The organism is Brachybacterium netajii (SeqCode) (genome assembly GCF_054114245.1).
On record NZ_JBSYXB010000003.1, the window covers coordinates 185,555 to 203,820 of the forward strand.

Below are 18,266 nucleotides of genomic sequence, written 5' to 3' on the forward strand. Positions count from 1 at the left end.
ACACGACGGAGACGAGAATCGATGACGGACAACGCCCAGACGATCCCCGCAGTCATCAACCGTGCCGGTGGCCCGGTTGACGGCCCCGACAGCCTCATCGACGCGGACATCCCTGCTCCGGGAGCGCCGACCGGCAGAGACCTGCTCGTCAGGGTGCGGGCTGTGTCGGTGAACCCGGTTGATGTGAAGATCAGGGCCTCCGGCAATCGTTCTCGCAGGGGTCGTGTGCTGGGGTGGGACGCCTCAGGGGTCGTCCTCGCCGCAGGTGACGAGGCCACTCTGTTCCGACCTGGTGATGAGGTGTTCTACGCCGGGAGCCTCGACCGCACCGGCAGCTACGCCTCTCAGCAGCTCGTGGATGAGCGGATCGTCGGCACCAAGCCCGCGAGCCTCACTCATGCGGAGGCTGCGGCGCTGCCCCTGACGGCGATCACCGCTTGGGAAGCGCTGTTCGACAAGCTCCGTCTTACGGCCGAGACCAGAGGCACGCTCCTCGTGCTCGGCGCGGCCGGCGGCGTCGGGTCGATCCTCATCCTGCTCGCCAAGGCTCTCACTGGCGTCACTGTCGTCGCGACGGCCTCCAGACCCGAGTCTCGCGCGTGGGTGGAGCGACTCGGAGCTGATCTCGTCGTCGATCATTCGGATCCGGACATCGCCCGCAGCATCCTGGATGCCGCACCGGGCGGGGTGGACTTCGTCTTCACCGCGCAGAGCAAGGGGCGCATTCCGCTGTTCACGGAGGTCGTCCGCCCGTTCGGGCAGATCGTAGCGATCGACGACGAGCGTGACCTCGACTTCTACGCGCTCAAGGACAAGGCCATCTCCTGGCATTGGGAGTTCATGTTCGCCCGACCTCGACACGGCTGGAACCTCGAAGCCCAGCACCGGCTCCTGAACCGTATCGCCGAACTGATCGATGCCGGACGGATCCGCACCACACTCACTCAGACCCTCACGCCGCTGAACGCCACTAGCCTCCGAGAAGCACACGCCCTGGTCGAGACCGGGCACGCGATAGGCAAGATCGTCGTTGCCGAGCAGGCCTGAACCAGAGCACGCTCGCGCATCGATCTCGATGCCGAACATGTTCTGCGCGTGAGCCGCTGTCCCGTCCAGGGCGGCTCCTGCCAGTCTCTCGCCCGACGACGTGGCGTGGGACTGGCAGGAGCCGCTTCGCCAGCCGCCTCGCCGGCGTCGCGATCGTCGCCGTCAAGCGCGGCTGACGGCGGGCCCGCCGGATCAGGAGGGCAGGGTCCAGCGCAGGCCGTCGGCCCAGGTGCCGCGCCACCAGGACGGGTCGTGCCCGCCGGCGTACTCGCGGTAGTGGGTCTCGTAGCCCTTCTCGACCAGGATGTCGTGCAACCACCGGTTGCCCAGCACCTGCCAGACCTTCGCCGGCGGCGGCCCGAACTCGAGGTTCCCGACCTCGTGGAAGATCCGGATCCGGGCCGGGGCGTCGCGCTGGAAGGCGCGGATCAGCGTGGGCGTCGGGGTGGTGACCGCGATCGGCATGTCCTCGCCCGGGCCGGGGAGATCCGGGTGGTGCCAGCAGGAGGGCGACTGCAGGATCGCGGCGCCGAAGGTCTCGGGATGGTGCAGCGCCGTCCAGCCGGCGCAGAGGCCCCCGAAGCTCGAGCCCGACAGGACCGCGTCCTCCGGGTACGAGGAGATGCCGTAGTGGTCGCGCAGCAGCGGCATGAGCTCGGCGGTGAGGAAGCGGGCGAAGCGCGCGGAGCCCGTGAGGTCCAGGTTCCGGCAGTCCTCCTGGTCGACGAGCACGACGACGGCGGGACGCACGAGCGCCGCCTCGACGAGCTCGTCGCGGACCGCGGGAGCGGTGTGGTCGGCGGTCCCGTCGAAGACGATCACCACGGGCAGCGGCTCGGCCGTCGTGCGCGCCTGCTCGGCGTCGGCGACGCCCGGCGGGAGCGACACCCACACGCGGCGCTCAGCCCCGAGGGACGCGCTCGGGATGCGCAGCTCCTCGAGGTGCGCGGGCTCGCGGCGCAGCGCCGACGCGAGGAACGGCAGCGGCTGCGCGGCCGGCAGCACCGCGACCGACGACGCCTCCGCGCGCCCCCCGGGCACCGGGCGGTCGTTGTGGGGGTCGGGGAGCGCCTCGTCGGCGCCCCGGCGGAAGCTGTAGGCGAAGCGCAGCACCGCGGGCAGGCGCAGCGTCAGATGGTGGACGTCGGTGCCCTCGATCCGCTGCAGCCGCAGATCCTCCGGCAGCGAGCGGTCGATGATCGTGCGCAGCGTGATCGGCGCGTCCTCCGAGGACGCTTCCGAGGGCGGGGCCTCGAGGACGAAGGTGACGTCGCACTGCCGGGTCCCGGCCGCGGTGATCAGCGGGGTGCCGACCTTCTCGAGGTGCTCCCGCAGCCGCTCGACGGACCACTCGCCGTCGATGAGCTTCTGCACGGCCGGCGCGGGGGCCGGAGCGGACGCGGGGGCGGAGGACCGGAGGGACGTCGGGCTCATGGGGTCCACTCTTCCATCACGGCACGGCCGACGGCGCCCTGTGAACAGAGGATCTTGCGCACATCCGGGCCGGTCGGACGCCCGGCCGACGCCCGCGCGTCGGCCCCGGGACCCCCGCCCGCCACCCCGCCGACACCCGGCCCGTCCGTCGTCGATCGCCCGGCCCGTCCGTCGGCCGACGCGCCGTCCGGACCCGGGCCGTCGGCGACGAGCCTTGCCGCGGAGGCCGGGCGGTGCCACGATCGATCCCATGAGCGCGACGACGCGGATCTCGACCGAAGCGGAGGCGCTCGCGCGCCTCCTCGCCGACGCCGGCGATGCGCCGGTGCCCACCTGCCCCGACTGGACCGGCCTCGACCTGCTCGCGCACCTCACCGGGGTGCACGAGTTCTGGGCCGCGATCCTCGCCTCCGGCGCGACGACCGACGAGCAGGCCGACGCCCTCGAGTCCGGCGCCGCGGCCCCGCCGACCAGCGTCGAGGAGGCCCTCGCCCGCCGCGAGGTCGCGACCGCGGCGCTCGTCCACCAGCTCGAGGCCCGGGCCGACGACGAGCCCGCCTGGTCCTGGTTCCCGCCCGAGCAGACCGTCGGCTTCACCCGGCGCATGCAGGTCCACGAGGCGACCATCCACCGCGTGGACGCCGAGCTGACCGCCGGCGTGCCCGTCACGCCCGTCCCCTCGGACGTCGCCTCCGAGGGCCTGGACCACTGCCTCGGCGTCATGTGGGCGGCGGTCGCGCTGTGGACGCCGGAGGCGGCGCACCGCGAGGCGCTCGCCGTCCTCGAGATCGCGCCCGCCGGGGGCACCGCCCGCAGCATCGAGATCTCGCGCGCGACCGGCGCCCGCGCCTCCGACGGCACCCCCTACGCCCTCGTCCTCACCCGCGTGCTGCCCGACGGCCCCCGCGACGCCGAGGCGGCGGCGCTCCCGCGCGCGGTCGTCACCGGCAGCCCCCTCGCCCTGCACCTGTGGGCCTGGGGCCGGGCCGCCGCCCTCGAACGCCTCGCCTCGGGCGCCGAGCAGGTCTCCCTCGACGGCGACGCGCTCGCCGTCGGGGCCGTCGCCGAGCTCCTCGAGCAGGGTCTCCAGTAGCCCCGGGCGGCTGTGGCCGAGGACACCGGCCGACGCGACGGTCCGCCCCTTCCGGCGGACGTGAACGCTCCCATAGGGTTCTGCGGTGAGCACCTCCCTGTCCCGCCGCCGGTGGTCGCTGTTCAGCTTCTACCTCCTGTCCGGCCTCTCCGTCGCCTCCTGGGTCACCCGCACCCCCGCGATCCGCGATCTCCTCGACGCCTCCACCGCCCAGATGGGCATCGTCCTGTTCGGCCTGTCGATCGGGTCGATGGCCGGGATCCTCTCCTCCGGCCCGCTCGTCGTGCGCTTCGGCGGACGACCCGTCATCGTCGCCGGCGCCAGCTCGCTGATCGCCGCGATGCCCGTCATCGCCGTCGGCGCCGCGATCGGCTCCCCGCTGCTGACGATGATCGGGCTGATCCTGTTCGGCGCCGGCATCGGCGGCGCCGAGGTCGCCATGAACGTCGAGGGCGCCGAGGTCGAGCGCCTCGGCGGGAAGCCCTTCCTCCCGCTCCTCCACGGCGGCTTCAGCCTCGGCACCGTGATCGGCGCGCTGCTGGGCATCCTCGCCAACGCCGCCGGCTTCCCCGTCGTCGCGCATCTCGTGCTGATCGGCATCGCCGGCGCCCTGCTGATGGCCTGGGCGATCCCCGGGATCCCCGCCGGGACCGGCCGCGTCGACCCCGCCCTGCGCGATCAGGTCCGCACCGTCCCCGCGGCCCCGCTGTGGAAGGACGCCCGCCTGCTGCTGATCGGCGGCGTCGTCCTCGCGCTCGCCCTCGCCGAGGGTGCCGCCAACGACTGGCTCCCGCTGGTCATGGTCGACGGCCACGGCTTCGACTCCACCTGGGGCTCGGCCATCTTCACGCTGTTCGCGCTGTCGATGACCATCGGCCGCTTCGCCGGCAACGTCATCGTCACCCGCATCGGCCGCGCCCCCGTGCTGTGCGCGAGCGCCCTCTCGGCAGCCGCGGGCCTCGCCCTCGTCGCCTTCGTCGACAGCCAGGTCGTGGCGGTCGCCGCCGTGGTCCTGTGGGGCCTCGGCGCGGCCCTCGGCTTCCCGCTGTCGATCTCCGCCGCCGGCGACTCCGGCCCGGACCCGGCCCGACGCGTCGCCCTCGCCTCGACGATCGGCTACCTCGCCTTCCTCGTCGGCCCGCCCGTCCTCGGCCTCCTCGGGGAGGACTTCGGCCTGCGCAACGCCCTCATCCTCCCGATGGTCGTCGCCCTGATCGGCGCGCTCCTCTCGCCCGCCACCGGCGCCCGCCGCGCCGCGACGGCCGACGGCGCCGCCAGCCCCGTCGGATCCGACGGGTCCCGCGGGGCCGTCGGGTCCGACGGTTCCGGCGAGCCCGCCGGCGCGGACGAGCACCCCCACGACATGGCCGACGAGCCCGTCGACATGGCCGAGGCCTACGGCGCCGCCCTCGCCGTCGAGATCGCCGCGACCGGCGAGATGCCCGCCCTCAACGAGGCTGATCTGGCAGGCGTCGATCTGGACGCCGCCGAGGCGGACGCGACGACCCCCGCGGAGTCTCCCCGCCCCTGACCGGTCGACCGGTCGGCGCTCCTGACCGGTCGTCCGGTCGGCACGACGGCCCCCGAGCCCGGCACCCCGCGCCTGGGATCAGGCTCGGGGGTCGGCTCCGGGCCCCTCGGCGCGGCGCCCGATCGTCGCGGCGTCATCGGCGGGCTCGGCGGTGCCGGACGGCTCCTCCGCGACGCGCTCCTCCGACTCCGCCGGATCCTCGGCCTCCTCCGATTCGGCCGGGTCGTCGGCCTCCTCAGCCTGGTCGGACTCCGCGGACTCCGCGGACTCCTCGGACCCGGCGGGACCATCGGCGTCCTGAGAGGCCTGCGTGGTCTGCGCGTCCTGCGCGGCCGACGGGGCGTCGGTCACCCAGGCGGAGACGATCGGGGCATCCTCCGCCCCCGCATCATCGGCATCCGCGTCGTCAGCACTCGCCTCGTCGGCATCCGATGCACCGGCGGCACCCGCGGCACCGGCCGCACCGGCCGCACCGGCGGCGGTGGCCGCCCCGAGCGCGCCGATCGCCGCGGCGTAGGAGTCATCGAGGGTGCGGGGGTGCAGGCCGGCGGCGGCGAGCTCCTCGCGGGCCTTCCTGCGCTCGAGGATCGCACCGACGAAGGCGAGGGCGATGCCGAAGGCGAGCCAGCCGCTGAGCCAGAGCATGTCGTCGAGCGGGTCGACCCAGCCGCCGCCGATGGCGCCGCGGAAGGCGTCGACCGCGTGGGTCATCGGCAGGTAGACGTGGATGTCCTGGAAGAACTGCGGGAGGGTCGGCACCGGGTAGGTGCCGCCCGCGCCCGAGATCTGCAGGGCGACGAGCACGAGGGCCACGAACTTGCCGACCGGGCCGAAGAGGGCCCCGAAGCCGTGGTTCAGGGCGACGAACACGAGGCTCGTGAAGGCCGACAGGCCGAAGAACAGCAGCAGGTGCTCGGCGGTGATGTCGATCAGCCAGTGCAGGGCGGCGACGGCGATCGCCGACTGCAGGATGCCGAGCGCGAAGGCGGGGAGCATGCCGCCGGCGAGGAGCCGGAGGGGACCGGCGCCGCTGAGAGCGGCCTCGCGGGAGAACGGCGGCATCATCAGGAAGATCGCCATGCCGCCGACCCAGAGGCTGATCGCGAGGAACAGCGGGGCGAGGCCCTCGCCGAAGCGCTCGAGCTCGTTGTCGCGCTCGAAGTCGAGGGAGACGGGCGCGGAGGCCGCGGTCGCGAGGGTGTCGCGCTCGGAGTCGTTGTACGAGGGGATGTCGCCGACGGAGTCGTTGAGGCCGTCGGAGAGCTCGTCGGCGCCGTCGGACAGCTCGCCCGCCCCGTCGTCGAGCTGGACCGCGCCGTCGGCGAGCTGCGTGGCGCCGTCGTCGACCTGGGCGGCGCCGTCGGCGAGCTGCGTGGCGCCGTCGGCGAGCTCGCCCGAGCCGTCGGCCAGCTGGTCGGCGCCGTCGGCGGCGGACTCGAGGCCCGTCAGGAGCGTGCCGGAGCCGCTGCGCAGCTCGGCGGTGCCGTCGGCGAGCTGCTCGGCGCCGGTCTTCGCGGTGCCGACGCCGCCGGTGTACTCGTCGACGCCGGAGGAGAGGGTCGCGGCGCCGTCGGCGGCCGTGTCGGTGGACTCGGCGAGGGTCTGCGCGCCGTCGGCGACCTGCTGGGCGCCGTCGTTCAGCTGCGAGATCGAGCTCGCGCCGTCCTCGAGGGCGGAGTACAGATCCGGCAGCGAGGAGGCGGCGGCGCGGGCCTGCTCGGCCAGCTCGTCGGCGAGCTCCGCGGCCGACGAGCCGTCGGTCGCGCCCGTGCCGTCGGTCGTGCCGGTGCCGTCCGTCGTGCCGGTGCCACCCGCGGCGGAGCCGGTGGCCGCCTGCTGCGCGGTGTCGAGGGCGTCGCCGACGCCCGTCTCGAGGGAGGCGGCGTCGTCGGCGAGGGTGCCGGTCGCGTCCGCGATGGCCGAGGTGCCCTCGGCGAGGGCGTCGGCCGCGGCGGAGGCGGTGTCGAGGTACTCGCCGATGCGGTCGGCGGCGTCGACGACGTCCTGGGCGGTGGTCGCCACGTCGGCCGACTGCGCGGCCGCCTCGGCGGCGGCGGTGTCGGCGCTGCTCGCATCGCTCGCGGCCTGGGAGGCCTGGTCGCGGGTCGTCTGCGAGGTGGCCGCGAGCGAGGAGAGGTCCTCGCAGAAGGCGGCGTCGGCGCCGGAGTCCGCGCAGCGCGCGGCGAGGTCGTCGACGGACTGCGTGTAGGTGTCGACCTGCGAGGAGGAGTCGGAGGCGCTGGTGGAGGCGGTGCTCGCGGCGTCCGCGGCGCTCTGCGCGGCCTCGTCGATCCCCGAGACCTGGTCGGCGATCGACGAGGCACCCTCGGACACCGTGGTGGCGTCGGCGGCGCGGTCGGAGGTCGCGGAGGCGAGGTCCTGGGCGGCGGTGTCGGCGTCGGCGGCCTTCTCATCCAGCGCCGCGGCGGCCTCGGAGAGCGCGGTCGCGGCCGACGACGGCCCCTCGAGCCGGCTCGCGATGTCGTCGGCGAGGGCCTGCAGGTCGTCGATCGCGGCGACCAGGTCGTCGCTGGTCTGCTGGACGCTCTCGGGCGTCACCCCGGCCTCGTCGAGCGAGGTCTGGACGTCCGAGACGGTGTCCTCGAGGGTCTGCGTGCCGTCGGCGACCTGCTGGGCGCCGTCGGCGAGGGTCGCGGCGCCGTCGGCGATCTGGCGGGTGCCGTCGGCGAGGTCGGAGGCGCCGCTGCGGAGGTCCGCGCTGCTGGCCTCGATGGTGCCGAGGCCGCTGGAGAGCGACTGGGCGCCGTCGTCGAGGGTCGCCACGCCGTTGCTCAGGGTGACGCCGCCGGAGACCAGCTGGTCGAGGCCGACGACGAGGTCGAGCGAGCCGTCGTGCAGGGTCCCCGCGCCGGTCGCGAGGGTGTCCGAGCCGTCCTTCAGCTCCCCGGTGCCGTCGGCGAGCTCCCCGCTGCCGTCGACCAGATCATCGGTGCCGTCCTTGAGCTCCGCGGAGCCGTCGGCGAGCTGATCGGCGCCGTCGGCCGCGTCGACGACGCCGTCGTGGATCGTCGTGAAGCCGACGTAGATGTTGTCGAGGTACTCCTCCTGGATGCTCTCCCGCAGCGCATCCGTGAGGGCCGTGCCGACGGACTTGGTGAAGTTGCCGCCCACGTAGTTGATCGAGTCGTTCGTGGTGAACGTGATCATCGAGCTGATGGCGTCGTCCGCGTCGCCGCCGAGCGAGGCGACGGCCGCGGACAGGTCCGCGGGGATGTCGACCGTCGCGCCGTAGGTGCCGTCGGCGAGGCCGGCCTCCGCCGCCTCGGGGCTGACCTCGACGAACGTGTAGACCGTGGACTTGTTCAGGTCCAGCAGCGTCTCGACGAAGTCGTCGCCGACGTGCAGCTCGGTGACGGTGCCGTCGGTCGCGGTCGACTCCGCCCCCTCGTCGCGGTTGACCACCGCGGCGGTGACCTGGTCGAGCTGTCCGCTGGGGTCGCGGAAGGACCAGGTCATGTTGCCGGAGTAGACGAGGGGCACGAGCGCCAGGCCCACGACGAAGAGCGCCGCGATGGGCTTCTTCCATTCGGCGGGCAGCAGCATCAGCAGGTTTCGGAGCGCAGGGGAGGTTCGCTTCACGGGGGCGACGATACTGCCGTGCATCGAGATTGTCCCGAGTCGTCCCGCAGGAGTGGCGCGCGGAACGCCTCATAGTTACCAGACGGTAACGAGGATCACGCGGGCAGCTCCACGATCCAGGGCTCACGGGGCAGGAGCGCCGGATCCCAGCGCTCGAGGACGTCGGCGGCCGAGCGGCAGCCGAGCAGCCCCAGCGACTCCCCGATCCTCCCGACGACCTCCCCGGCGCTCTCCCCGCGCGCGATCCGGTCCCGCAGCGTCACCGCCCCGTCCCGCTTCGCCAGCCGCTCGCCCCGCACGTTCACCGCGAGCGGCACATGCGCGTAGGCGGGCTCGGGCAGGCCCAGCAGATGCGCGAGGTGCGCCTGCCGGGGCGCCGAGCTCAGCAGGTCGTCGGCCCGCACCACCTGGTCGACCCCCGCGGCGGCGTCGTCGACCACGACCGCGAGGTTGTAGGCCACGACCCCGTCCCCGCGGCGCAGCACCAGATCGTCGACCGCACCCTCGACCCGGCCGGCCCAGAGGTCCTCGATGCTCCACGTCGGCGTCCCGGCCCGCAGCCGCAGCGCGGGCTCCCGCCGCAGTGCGTGCATCCGCTCCCGGCCCGCGGCGCGCGCCGCCTCGTCGAGATCGCGGCAGGTCCCCGGGTAGGCGCCCGGCGGTGCATGCGGGGCGCTCGGCGCCTCGAGGATCTCGCGCCGCGTGCAGTAGCACTCGTAGACGAGGCCCTCGCCCTCGAGCCGGGCGATCGCCGCGGCATGGGCCGCGCCGCGCTCGCTCTGCCGCACGACCTCGCCGTCCCAGTCCAGGCCGATCGCCGCGAGGTCCTCGCGCTGGCGCGCCTCGGCGCCCTCGCGCACCCGGTCGAGGTCCTCGATCCGCAGACGGAACGCACGGCCGCTCCGCCGTGCGAGCACCCACGCCAGGATCGCGGTGCGCAGGTTCCCCAGATGCAGGTCCCCGCTGGGCGAGGGCGCGTACCGCCCGGCCGGCGGGAGGCTCTGCGCGTCGTCCGGGAGGCCCGGCGCGTCGTCCGGGGCGAGGGAGGCGGTGGCGTCGGGCATGCCAGGAGTCTAGAGAGGACGGCCCTGCGGCCCCGCCCTCCGGGATCGGAGGACGGGGCCGCAGGGCCGTCGAGCGGTCCGGGCGCGGCCGACGAGGCCGGTCGCGCCCGGGAGGGGCTCAGCTGTCGGAGCGGTGGGTGCCGCGCTTCTCGTCGGACTCGAGCGAGCTCGCGACGTCGCCGGCGTCGGCCGCGCCGACGGTGTCGGAGACCGTGGAGGAGTCCGAGTCGTCGCCGGCGGAGGCCGGGTAGTGGGCGCGGGCGAAGTCCGCCGGGGGAGCCCACGGGTCCTCGACCGGGCGGGTCTTCTTCCAGGCGAGGTAGCCGGCGGTGGCGCCGATCGCGGCGAGGCCGACGACCAGCAGCACCTTGCCGGTGCGGCTCTTCTTCTTGGCGGTCGGGGCGACGAGGGCGGCGGCCTTGATGTCGCCCTGGCCCTTGTCGAGCTCCTTGCGGGCCGCGTCGACGGCGGCCTTCAGGACGGTGCCGGTGGTCTCGGCGGTCTTGCGGGCGCGGGGGAGGTAGTCCTCCTGCACGTCATGGACGATCTTGTCGGCGCGGGGGCCGAGGTTGGCCTGCAGGTTCTGGCCGGCGTTCTGGCCGAGCGAGGCGAGCTTCCCGCCCTGCGCACGCAGCTTCTCCTCGACGCCGGGGCCGTACTGGTCCACGAGCTCGGTGGCGCGGCTGCGGGCCTCGCGGGCCCCCTCGGAGACCACGGGGCCGACCTGCGCGGCCAGCTTCTGCAGCTCCTCGACGGCCTTCTCGGCCTTCTGGGCGGTGCCGCCGGCAGCGGCGACCGCGGTGGCGGCCTGCTTCTCGGCCTTCTTCGCTGCGCGCTTCTTGGTCAGCGCCATGTCGTTCCCCTTTCGGTCGAATCCGCCGGGTCGGGCCGACGGCGGTCCTGGTGCGAGGACGTCCGCGGGGCTCCGCGGGCCGTCCTGTCCCGTGTGCCACAACTCTAACGCCCCGGCAGGACGCAGCTCACAGCTCGCGCCCGGCAATCGGGACGGATCCCCTCCGATGCACCGCTCCGAGGCCCTTGGGCGCCCACCTCGGCACCCACCTCGATGCCCACCTCGGCGCCCGCCTCGATGCCCGGTCCGCGGTCGCGCGCGTGTGCGAGGATGACCGCATGTTCGCAACTCTTCACACCAACCACGGGGACGTCCGCCTGGAGCTGTTCCCCGACTTCGCCCCCAAGACCGTCGAGAACTTCGTGGGCCTCGCCGAGGGCACCCGCGAGTTCGCCGATCCGGAGAGCGGCGAGAAGGTCACCCGTCCGTTCTACGACGGCGTCGTCTTCCACCGCGTCATCTCCGGCTTCATGATCCAGGGCGGCGACCCGCTGGGCACCGGCACCGGCGGCCCCGGCTACAACTTCGACGACGAGATCTCCGAGAAGAACTTCAACGAGCCCTACAAGCTCGCCATGGCCAACGCCGGCAAGCGCATGAACGCGATCACCGGCAAGCCCTCGGGCACCAACGGCTCGCAGTTCTTCATCACCGTCGCCCCCACCCAGTACCTGCACGGCAAGCACACCGTGTTCGGCGAGGTGGCCGACGAGGAGTCGAAGAAGGTCGTCGACGCCATCGCCGCGACCAAGACCGACATGCGCGATCGTCCGCTCGAGGACGTCGTCATCACCTCCGTCACGATCGAGAAGTGACGCCCCGCCGCTGAGCGGCGAGAACTCGCAGGGCACGGCGCGCTCAGGCGCATCGGCTCCCCTGCTCTCGTCCTGCTCTCGTCCTGCTCTCGTCCTGCTCTCGGCCGGTTCGCGTCGGTCGTCGGTCGTCGGCCGCGCGGATCAGTCGCCGCGCGGATCAGCCGGCGTCAGCCGACGGCGACGCCGAGCAGCGCGCCGATCCCGTAGGTGACCAGCAGGGCGAGCAGACCGCCGGCGATCGTGCGGAGGGTCGCGCGGCGGGCCTGCGCCTGGCCGAGGCGGGCGCTGACGACGCCGAGCAGGGCGAGCGCGACGACGACGGCCGCCATGGTCACCGGCAGGCGCAGTGCCGAGGGGGAGGCGAGGATCGCGACGAGCGGGATGATGCCGCCGATCGAGAAGGAGATCAGCGAGGTCACGGCCGCGCCCCAGGGGGAGACGACCGCGTCGTCCTCGACGCCGTGGCGGAAGCGGGTGTGGGCGGCGAGGGCGTCGTGGCGCTCGAGGGAGTCGGCGACGGGGCCGACGACGTCCGCCGGGATGCCGGACTCGCCGAGCGCCTCCATGAGGCGGCGGTGCTCGACCTCGGGCTGCGCGGCGAGGTCGGCGCGGGTGCGGGCGATGAGCGCGCGGTCGGTGTCGCGCTGGGTGGAGACCGAGACGTACTCGCCCATGGCCATCGACAGGGCGCCGGCGATGAGGGCGGCGAGGCCCGCGACGAGCAGCCAGCGGACCTCGGCGGTCGCGCCGGCGACGCCGACGGCGAGGCCGGCGACGGAGACGATGCCGTCGTTGGCGCCGAGGACGCCCGCGCGCAGACGGTTCACGTGCTCGGAGCGCGAGGTGCGCTCCTCCTCGTGGGAGCGCTCGGCCGCCGGGCGCTCGGAGTGCGGGGCGCGGGTCGGGAGGTGCAGCGGATTCGGGTGGGCGGACGGATGGGCGGGGGCGTGGTCGGCGAGAGTCATATGGATATTCTAGCTTTCTGGACTCAGTCCAAACAAGCAAGATAAGCCTGTCCTGACCTGCGTGAACGGCCTGGCTCTATGGAGGAAAGCCTCGCCTGCGTCGATTCCGGACGGTAGCGTCAGCGTGCATGAGCATGCGTCACCTCGCCGGAGCGCGGATCCTCGCCCAGGGGCTCGTCGGCCCCGGCCCAGCGGCGCCCGTCGCGCCGGATCCCGTGGAGGTCGCACGGTCCTTCGGCGCGCACCAGGGGCAGGACCTGCCCGGCGTGCTGTCCTCGCTGGCCCTGCGCGCAGGCGGCGACGCGGCGGCGCTCGACGCGGTCCTCGCCGCCTTCGACCGCGGCGAGATCGTGCGCGGCTACCCGATGCGCGGGACCGCCTTCGCGCTCGCCGCGGACACCGTCGCCTGGCTCACCGCGCTCTGCGCCGACGGACCCGCCCGCGCGGCCGACGCCCGCCGCCCGCGGCTCGGCATCGAGGACGAGCATGTGCACCGTGCCCGCGAGGTCCTCGAACGGATCCTCCCCGAGGTCTCGCAGCGCTGCATCGGCCGCGGACTGCTGCGCGCCGAGGTGCTCGCGGCCTGGGAGGAGGCGGGCGTGCCGCTCGGCCCCGGCGCCGGCTACCACCTCCTCGTCCGCTTCCTCCACGAGGGCATCCTGGTCTACGGGCCGTGGCGGCCCGAGGCGAAGGAGACCGCCGTCGTCCACGCCCCCAGCTGGCTCCCGCCCGGCACCGACCTCGCCGGCGCCTTCGACGGCGACCGCACCGCGGCGACCGCCGAGCTCGCCCTCCGCTACGCCACCAGCCACGGGCCCGTCACCGTCCGCGACCTCGCCTGGTGGTCGAAGCTCCCGCTCGGCGCGATCCGCGCCGCCTGGCCGCTCATCGAGGACCGCCTCGAGCACGGCCTCGCCGACGCCACCGGCCGCATCCGCCCCGTCGGCGACCCCGCGGGCACGGGCGAGACCCTCTGGTTCCGGCCCGGCCTCGTCGAGGAGTACGCCGAGAGGGAGAAGGAGACCATGCGGGAGCTGCTGCTGCCGGGCTTCGACGAGCTCGTCCTCGGCTACGCCGACCGCCTCTACCTGATGGACGCCGCCCGCCATGCCGCCCTCGTGCCCGGCAACAACGGCGTCTTCAAGCGCTCCGCGATCCGCCGCGGAGAGCTCGTCGGCCTGTGGAGCCGCACGGGCACCGGGGCGAAGCGACGGCTCGACCTCGCCGACGCCGCGCCGTCGGCCCCGATCAGCCCGGCGCAGCGCCGCCGCTTCGAGACGCTCTTCGCCGCCTTCCCGGCGGTCGACCGGTGAGACCGACGGCCGACGACGCGACGGGTCCGATGCGCGACGACGCGACGAATCCGACGGCCGACGCCCACGACGGTCCCGACCTCGTCGTCTACGACCTCGACGGCGTCCTCACCCGCCGCGACTCCTTCACCGCCTTCCTGGTCGACCGCCTGCGCCGGGACCCGCGCCGCCTGCTGCGCACCTTCCCGCCGACGCTCGCCATGCTGCTGAGCCGCCGCGAGGAGCAGCGGATGGCCTGGGGACGGCGGGCGACGCGGATCGCGCTCGCGGGCCTCGCGGACGATGAGCTCGCCGCGCATGCCGACGGATTCGGCCGACGGATCGGCGCCGATCCCTCCTGGATCCGGGCGGAGGTCGTCGGACGGATCCGGGCGCAGCGCGCCGCGGGGACGCGGATCGTCATCGCCACGGCGACCGAGCGGCACCTCGCCGAGGGCCTGCTCACCGCGGCGGGCGTGCCCTACGACCTGCTCTCCGCCTCGATCCTCGGAAGCCCGGGTGCCTGTGCCGGCGCGAGATCGGTCGACGCCGGTGCCGGTGCCGGCGTGGCGGTCCTCGACCATCGCGTCGGCTCGCGGAAGCTCGCCGCGCTCCGCGAGCTGGGCCTCGACATCGGCCGGGCGGAGTTCGCGACCGACGCGGCCAGCGACCTGCCGACGGCGCGCGCCGCCGCCCGCGTCGTCCTCGTCGGCGCCACGGAGCGGACGCGCCGGGACTTCGCCCGCGCGGGCGTCGAGGTGGCGGAGCGGATCGCCGACCGCTGAGCGGGCGTGACCTCGCACCGACCTGCGCGGGGACCCCGCCGGGGTCCAGGGCGGTCGTGGACAATGGGGCCATGGAGCGCCCCACTTACGGCTACAGCGCCGACGATCGCGCCGGCGACGGCGCCGACGACCCCCGCAGCGCCGCCGGCGGTGCGCGTCCCCGTCCGAGCTACGGCGTCGGCGACCCCGCGCAGCAGACGTCCGGGCAGCCGGTCTGCCCGCGGCATCCCGACCGCGTCAGCTATGTGCGCTGCAAGCGCTGCGACCGACCGGCATGCCCCGAGTGCCAGCGTCCGACGGCGGTCGGCGTGCTGTGCGCGGACTGCGAGCGGGAGCTGAGCCGTCAGCAGGCGTCGGCCCGCCCCCGCAATGCGATGGGCGGCCGCACCGGCGGCGCCGACAAGCCCGTGGTCACCTACACGATCATGGCGCTGTGCGTGCTCGCGTACGTCGGGCAGATGGTCAGCGGCGGTCTCGTCGAGCAGTGGCTGATCTTCTCGCCGTTCCGGATCCTCGCCTACCCGTGGACCTTCATCACCGCCGGGTTCCTGCACGGCAGCATCATGCACCTGGCGCTGAACATGTGGGCGCTGTGGGTGGTGGGCCAGCATCTCGAGCGGGTGATGGGGCATGCGCGCTTCAGCGCGATCTACCTGGCCTCGATCATCGCCGGGCATACGGCCGTGCTGCTGCTGACGGACGCGACCACCCAGAGCTGGTACACGGGGACGCTCGGCGCGAGCGGCGGCGTCTTCGGACTGTTCGCGGCGATCTTCATCGTGCAGCGGCGGATGGGCGCGGAGACCGCGCAGATCGCCGTGCTGATCGTGCTGAACCTCGTCATCACCTTCACGGTCCAGGGCATCTCCTGGCAGGGGCATCTGGGCGGCCTGGTCATGGGCGGAGCCCTGACGGCGGCGATGTTCGCCCTGCGCCCGAAGGCCGCCCCGGGAGCGGACCGGCAGGCCCTCGCGAAGCGCTCGGCGCTCATCCACACGGCGGTCATCGCCTCGGGCGTGCTGCTGTGCCTCGTGCTGATCGTCCTGCGCGTGGCGATGCTCAGCGGCTGAGGCCGACGGCGGTCCGGGTGATCGCCGACGGGTGACGGCAGCCGGTCAGGTGACGCTCGACCCGTGAGTGATATCGCGACATCGTCATAGCGGAGGTGGTCGGGATGACGAACGTGCTGATCCGTGGGTTGAGCGAGGCTGCTGTCGCGCGCATCGATGCCGAGGCCGCGGCGCTCGGGCTGTCGCGCAACGAGTTCCTGCGCCGACGTCTGGAGCAGGATGTCCCGACTCCGGTCACTGCGAAGATCACTGCTGATGACTGGAGTCGCTCGGCGGCGGCCTTCGGAGACCTTGCCGATCCGGACGTGATGGATGCGACGTGGCGGTGACGAGCTGGCTGGTCGACAAGTCGGCGTACGTGCGGATGCAGACCGGGCAGGCGGCGAGCATCGCGGAGTGGAACTCGCGCATCGAGCGCGGGCTGATGCGCCTGTCGGCGGTGACACGGCTCGAGCTCGGGTTCTCTGCTCGCTCGGGTCGAGCAGGTCGCGAGGCGTTCGGGCTGCCGCCGCTGTCGCTCATGCCGATCGAGCACCTCACGCCTGCGATGGAGGACCGCGCCTTCGAGGTGCAGATGCTTCTCGCCGACCGCGACCAGCATCGTGCTCCGTCGATTCCCGATCTGCTCATCGCCGCGATGGCGGAGAAGGCTGGATTGACGGTCCTGGCGGTCGACAAGGACTTCGACCTCATCGCCGAGGTCACCGGCCAACCCGTGGAGACGCTCGCGGTGGTCTGACCGTTCGGGGCTCTGCTGGCAGGTCGTGACGATGTCGATGCGTTCCCCATCCAGCTGCTGAAGGGGCCGGTGTCGGCCTCCGCACGCCATAGGTCAGGTCGATGCGGCGCCTGATCGCGCATCAGTCCCGTCAGCGCAGACCGCTGCGTCTCGACCGCCTGCCCATGACGCGTACTCTCGCGCGGCCTTCTCGAGCTCGGCGTCGTCGAGGTCGCCGACTCCGTGCAGGAAGAACCCTGGGCGATAGCGCATGCCGACGCGTGCGGCGGTGGTGGCGAAGGGGGAGGTGAGCTCGTCGATCGTCCGTCCGTAGCGGCCGTCGGGCGCGTAGTCGTGAGCGCGTGACCACGTCGATACGGCGATCGTCAGTTCCTTGCCTTCCAGTGCGTGCCCGCCGGGTCCGTAGGCCCAGCCGCGCTCCAGGGCGACCTCGAGCCACTCCGCCAGCAGGGGAGGGGCGCTGTACCAGCGGAAGGGGAACTGCAGGACGATCCGGTCGTGCCGGGACAGCTCCTTCTGCTCGGACCTCGGATCGAACCCGTCGGGCCCGCGAACCTCAGCCAGAGGGCGGACGGTGACTTGTGCGTCTTCTCGGAGCGCTCGCAGCCAGGCGGCGTTGACGCGTGACGTCTCGAGGTCGGGGTGGGCTGCGATGACCAGGGTCGAGGGCTGCATAGCGGTGTCGTCCTCCTTCGTCGGAGTGTTTTCGGTCGAGTCGTCCCGGGTGCTGATGCGCACCGCGACGAGGGAGATCAGCGCGATGGCGCCGAGGAGCGTCGCGAAGGCGATCACGGCTGCGCTGAGATCGATCGCGTCGGCGAGATAGCCGGTGGCCACGGGCAGGATCCCGGCGGGGATGTAGCCGGAGATGTTGAGCGCGGCGTTGGATTCGGCGCGTCGCTCCGGGGGGATGCGCGTGGCGATGAGCGTGAGGCCGGCCAGCTGGCCCAGGCCTTGTGCGGTGCCGGCGAGCAGCGCTGCGGCGAGGAAGGTCGGCCACCAGGGCATCGCCGTGACGGCGAGGGCCAGCGTCCCCATCGAGGCGATGGCGGCGAGGGAGCTGAGGGCGAGATGGGCGCGGGTGGTGAGCCCGCCCGCGGCGAACTGGATGCCGGTGGCGAGGAGGAACATGCCGCAGGCGATGGCTCCGGCGATCAGGGGGTCGGGGGTGCCGATGGGGCCGGCCAGCACCGAGGGCCCCAGGGAGAGCACGAAGGAGGTGGCGGTGATGCCCGGACCGAAGGTCGCCGCACCCCACAGGAGCTCCCGCCGGCGATCGCGAGGAGGCATCGGCCACCGAAGGAGCCGTCCGGCCGTCCCGGCGCGCCGCGCAGGCCGCTCGAGCGGCAGTCGGGTGCTCACCACCAGTGCCGCGAGGCCGAGCCCCGTGACGATGGCGAAGGTCCACATCTGCGGCACGTCGGTGGTCCTGGCGGTGATGCCCGAGAGCATCGGCCCGAGGCCGGCCCCGAGCACCATGGAGGCGGAGGCGATGAGCCCTCCGGCGCGATTGCGGGAAGCGGGGGCGACGTCGACCACTGCGGCCATCCCGGCGGTGACGGCTCCGCCGACGGCCGCTCCGGCGAGCAGTCTGGCCGCGAGGAGCCAGAGCACGCCCTGAGCGAGGAGGAACAGGAGCCCCGCCGTGACGGCCGCGACCATCGCGGGGATCAGGACCGCGCGCCGTCCGCATCGGTCAGCGAGTCGACCCGCGACGATCAGCGTGCCCACCAGCCCGACCATGTAGCAGGCGAAGACGACCGTGAGCATCCCCGAGGAGAAGCCCCACTCCCGCTGCCACTCGACATACAGCGGCGTCGGGGCGTTGGACAGCACGAACACCGACATGACCGTCAGCGCGGCGGCCATGGACCATCCGAGGCTCTGCTGCTCTGCTGCTCTTCTCATCCGCGCCGCCCGTCTCCACCGCATCGGTAGTTCGAAGTTTCTCGTAGCTGTACGAGTCGGGACGAACGTA

General features: G+C 73.5%; 15 protein-coding genes. 9 read left to right on the plus strand and 6 right to left on the minus strand.

The window, feature by feature from the left end:
* Positions 1 to 21 precede the first annotated feature (21 nt).
* The gene (locus ACXET9_RS08140; RefSeq protein ID WP_457886021.1) at positions 22 to 1,047 is read left to right on the plus strand and encodes a zinc-binding alcohol dehydrogenase family protein; all 1,026 of its coding nucleotides are present in this window, start codon (positions 22 to 24) and stop codon (positions 1,045 to 1,047) included.
* A gap of 192 nt (positions 1,048 to 1,239) precedes the next feature.
* Here the strand turns inward: ACXET9_RS08140 and ACXET9_RS08145 are convergent, their stop codons facing one another.
* A complete protein-coding gene (locus ACXET9_RS08145) occupies positions 1,240 to 2,481 on the minus strand; it encodes an alpha/beta hydrolase (RefSeq protein WP_457886022.1) in 1,242 nt (413 codons plus the stop codon).
* A gap of 250 nt (positions 2,482 to 2,731) precedes the next feature.
* On the opposite strand from ACXET9_RS08145, the gene ACXET9_RS08150 reads away from it, so the two are divergent.
* Together ACXET9_RS08150 and ACXET9_RS08155 are read left to right on the plus strand one after the other, a co-directional pair.
* Entirely contained in the window at positions 2,732 to 3,574 is an 843-nt protein-coding gene (locus ACXET9_RS08150) for a maleylpyruvate isomerase family mycothiol-dependent enzyme (RefSeq protein ID WP_457886024.1), read from the plus strand.
* Positions 3,575 to 3,659: 85 nt separating this feature from the next.
* Entirely contained in the window at positions 3,660 to 5,105 is a 1,446-nt protein-coding gene (locus tag ACXET9_RS08155; RefSeq protein ID WP_457886025.1) for an MFS transporter, read from the plus strand.
* A 78-nt stretch (positions 5,106 to 5,183) separates the two neighbouring features.
* Here the strand turns inward: ACXET9_RS08155 and ACXET9_RS08160 are convergent, their stop codons facing one another.
* The 3 genes from ACXET9_RS08160 to ACXET9_RS08170 all read right to left on the minus strand — a co-directional run bounded on the left by ACXET9_RS08160 (position 5,184) and on the right by ACXET9_RS08170 (position 10,622).
* The gene (locus tag ACXET9_RS08160; RefSeq protein WP_457886026.1) at positions 5,184 to 8,705 is read right to left on the minus strand and encodes a YhgE/Pip family protein; all 3,522 of its coding nucleotides are present in this window, start codon (positions 8,703 to 8,705) and stop codon (positions 5,184 to 5,186) included.
* Positions 8,706 to 8,800: 95 nt separating this feature from the next.
* Complete coding sequence (gluQRS, locus tag ACXET9_RS08165; RefSeq protein ID WP_457886027.1) at positions 8,801 to 9,769, minus strand: tRNA glutamyl-Q(34) synthetase GluQRS; 969 nt, start codon at positions 9,767 to 9,769, stop codon at positions 8,801 to 8,803.
* Positions 9,770 to 9,887: 118 nt separating this feature from the next.
* Positions 9,888 to 10,622, minus strand: a complete 735-nt coding sequence (locus ACXET9_RS08170; RefSeq protein WP_457886029.1) for a hypothetical protein — start codon at positions 10,620 to 10,622, stop codon at positions 9,888 to 9,890.
* 278 nt (positions 10,623 to 10,900) lie between these two features.
* On the opposite strand from ACXET9_RS08170, the gene ACXET9_RS08175 reads away from it, so the two are divergent.
* On the plus strand, positions 10,901 to 11,437 hold the full coding sequence (locus tag ACXET9_RS08175; protein ID WP_457886030.1) for a peptidylprolyl isomerase: 537 nt from the start codon (positions 10,901 to 10,903) through the stop codon (positions 11,435 to 11,437).
* 167 nt (positions 11,438 to 11,604) lie between these two features.
* Here the strand turns inward: ACXET9_RS08175 and ACXET9_RS08180 are convergent, their stop codons facing one another.
* Positions 11,605 to 12,402, minus strand: a complete 798-nt coding sequence (locus tag ACXET9_RS08180) for a VIT1/CCC1 transporter family protein (RefSeq protein WP_457886031.1) — start codon at positions 12,400 to 12,402, stop codon at positions 11,605 to 11,607.
* A 128-nt stretch (positions 12,403 to 12,530) separates the two neighbouring features.
* On the opposite strand from ACXET9_RS08180, the gene ACXET9_RS08185 reads away from it, so the two are divergent.
* From ACXET9_RS08185 to ACXET9_RS08205, 5 genes are all read left to right on the plus strand, one after another.
* A complete protein-coding gene (locus ACXET9_RS08185) occupies positions 12,531 to 13,715 on the plus strand; it encodes a DNA glycosylase AlkZ-like family protein (protein ID WP_457886033.1) in 1,185 nt (394 codons plus the stop codon).
* Between the two features lie 29 nt (positions 13,716 to 13,744).
* A complete protein-coding gene (locus ACXET9_RS08190) occupies positions 13,745 to 14,479 on the plus strand; it encodes a haloacid dehalogenase-like hydrolase (protein WP_457886034.1) in 735 nt (244 codons plus the stop codon).
* Between the two features lie 71 nt (positions 14,480 to 14,550).
* A complete protein-coding gene (locus ACXET9_RS08195) occupies positions 14,551 to 15,549 on the plus strand; it encodes a rhomboid family intramembrane serine protease (protein WP_457886035.1) in 999 nt (332 codons plus the stop codon).
* A gap of 104 nt (positions 15,550 to 15,653) precedes the next feature.
* Entirely contained in the window at positions 15,654 to 15,878 is a 225-nt protein-coding gene (vapB, locus tag ACXET9_RS08200) for a type II toxin-antitoxin system VapB family antitoxin (protein WP_457886037.1), read from the plus strand.
* Positions 15,869 to 16,288 (plus strand): PIN domain-containing protein, encoded by a 420-nt coding sequence (locus tag ACXET9_RS08205; RefSeq protein ID WP_457886039.1) that lies wholly within the window; start codon positions 15,869 to 15,871, stop codon positions 16,286 to 16,288. The genes vapB and ACXET9_RS08205 overlap by 10 nt, the downstream gene beginning before the upstream one ends.
* Before the next feature lie 93 nt (positions 16,289 to 16,381).
* Here the strand turns inward: ACXET9_RS08205 and ACXET9_RS08210 are convergent, their stop codons facing one another.
* Positions 16,382 to 18,196, minus strand: coding sequence for an MFS transporter (locus ACXET9_RS08210; RefSeq protein ID WP_457886040.1), 1,815 nt, complete (start codon positions 18,194 to 18,196; stop codon positions 16,382 to 16,384).
* Positions 18,197 to 18,266 lie beyond the last annotated feature (70 nt).

Coding starts and splice junctions, on each gene's coding strand:
- ACXET9_RS08180 (WP_457886031.1), bottom strand. CDS start 12,402: ATGACTCTCGCCGACCACGCCCCCGCCCATCCGTCCGCCCACCCGAAT.
- ACXET9_RS08210 (WP_457886040.1), bottom strand. CDS start 18,196: ATGAGAAGAGCAGCAGAGCAGCAGAGCCTCGGATGGTCCATGGCCGCC.
- vapB (WP_457886037.1), top strand. CDS start 15,654: ATGACGAACGTGCTGATCCGTGGGTTGAGCGAGGCTGCTGTCGCGCGC.
- ACXET9_RS08150 (WP_457886024.1), top strand. CDS start 2,732: ATGAGCGCGACGACGCGGATCTCGACCGAAGCGGAGGCGCTCGCGCGC.
- ACXET9_RS08145 (WP_457886022.1), bottom strand. CDS start 2,481: ATGAGCCCGACGTCCCTCCGGTCCTCCGCCCCCGCGTCCGCTCCGGCC.
- ACXET9_RS08195 (WP_457886035.1), top strand. CDS start 14,551: ATGGAGCGCCCCACTTACGGCTACAGCGCCGACGATCGCGCCGGCGAC.
- gluQRS (WP_457886027.1), bottom strand. CDS start 9,769: ATGCCCGACGCCACCGCCTCCCTCGCCCCGGACGACGCGCCGGGCCTC.
- ACXET9_RS08190 (WP_457886034.1), top strand. CDS start 13,745: ATGCGCGACGACGCGACGAATCCGACGGCCGACGCCCACGACGGTCCC.
- ACXET9_RS08140 (WP_457886021.1), top strand. CDS start 22: ATGACGGACAACGCCCAGACGATCCCCGCAGTCATCAACCGTGCCGGT.
- ACXET9_RS08170 (WP_457886029.1), bottom strand. CDS start 10,622: ATGGCGCTGACCAAGAAGCGCGCAGCGAAGAAGGCCGAGAAGCAGGCC.
- ACXET9_RS08175 (WP_457886030.1), top strand. CDS start 10,901: ATGTTCGCAACTCTTCACACCAACCACGGGGACGTCCGCCTGGAGCTG.
- ACXET9_RS08185 (WP_457886033.1), top strand. CDS start 12,531: ATGAGCATGCGTCACCTCGCCGGAGCGCGGATCCTCGCCCAGGGGCTC.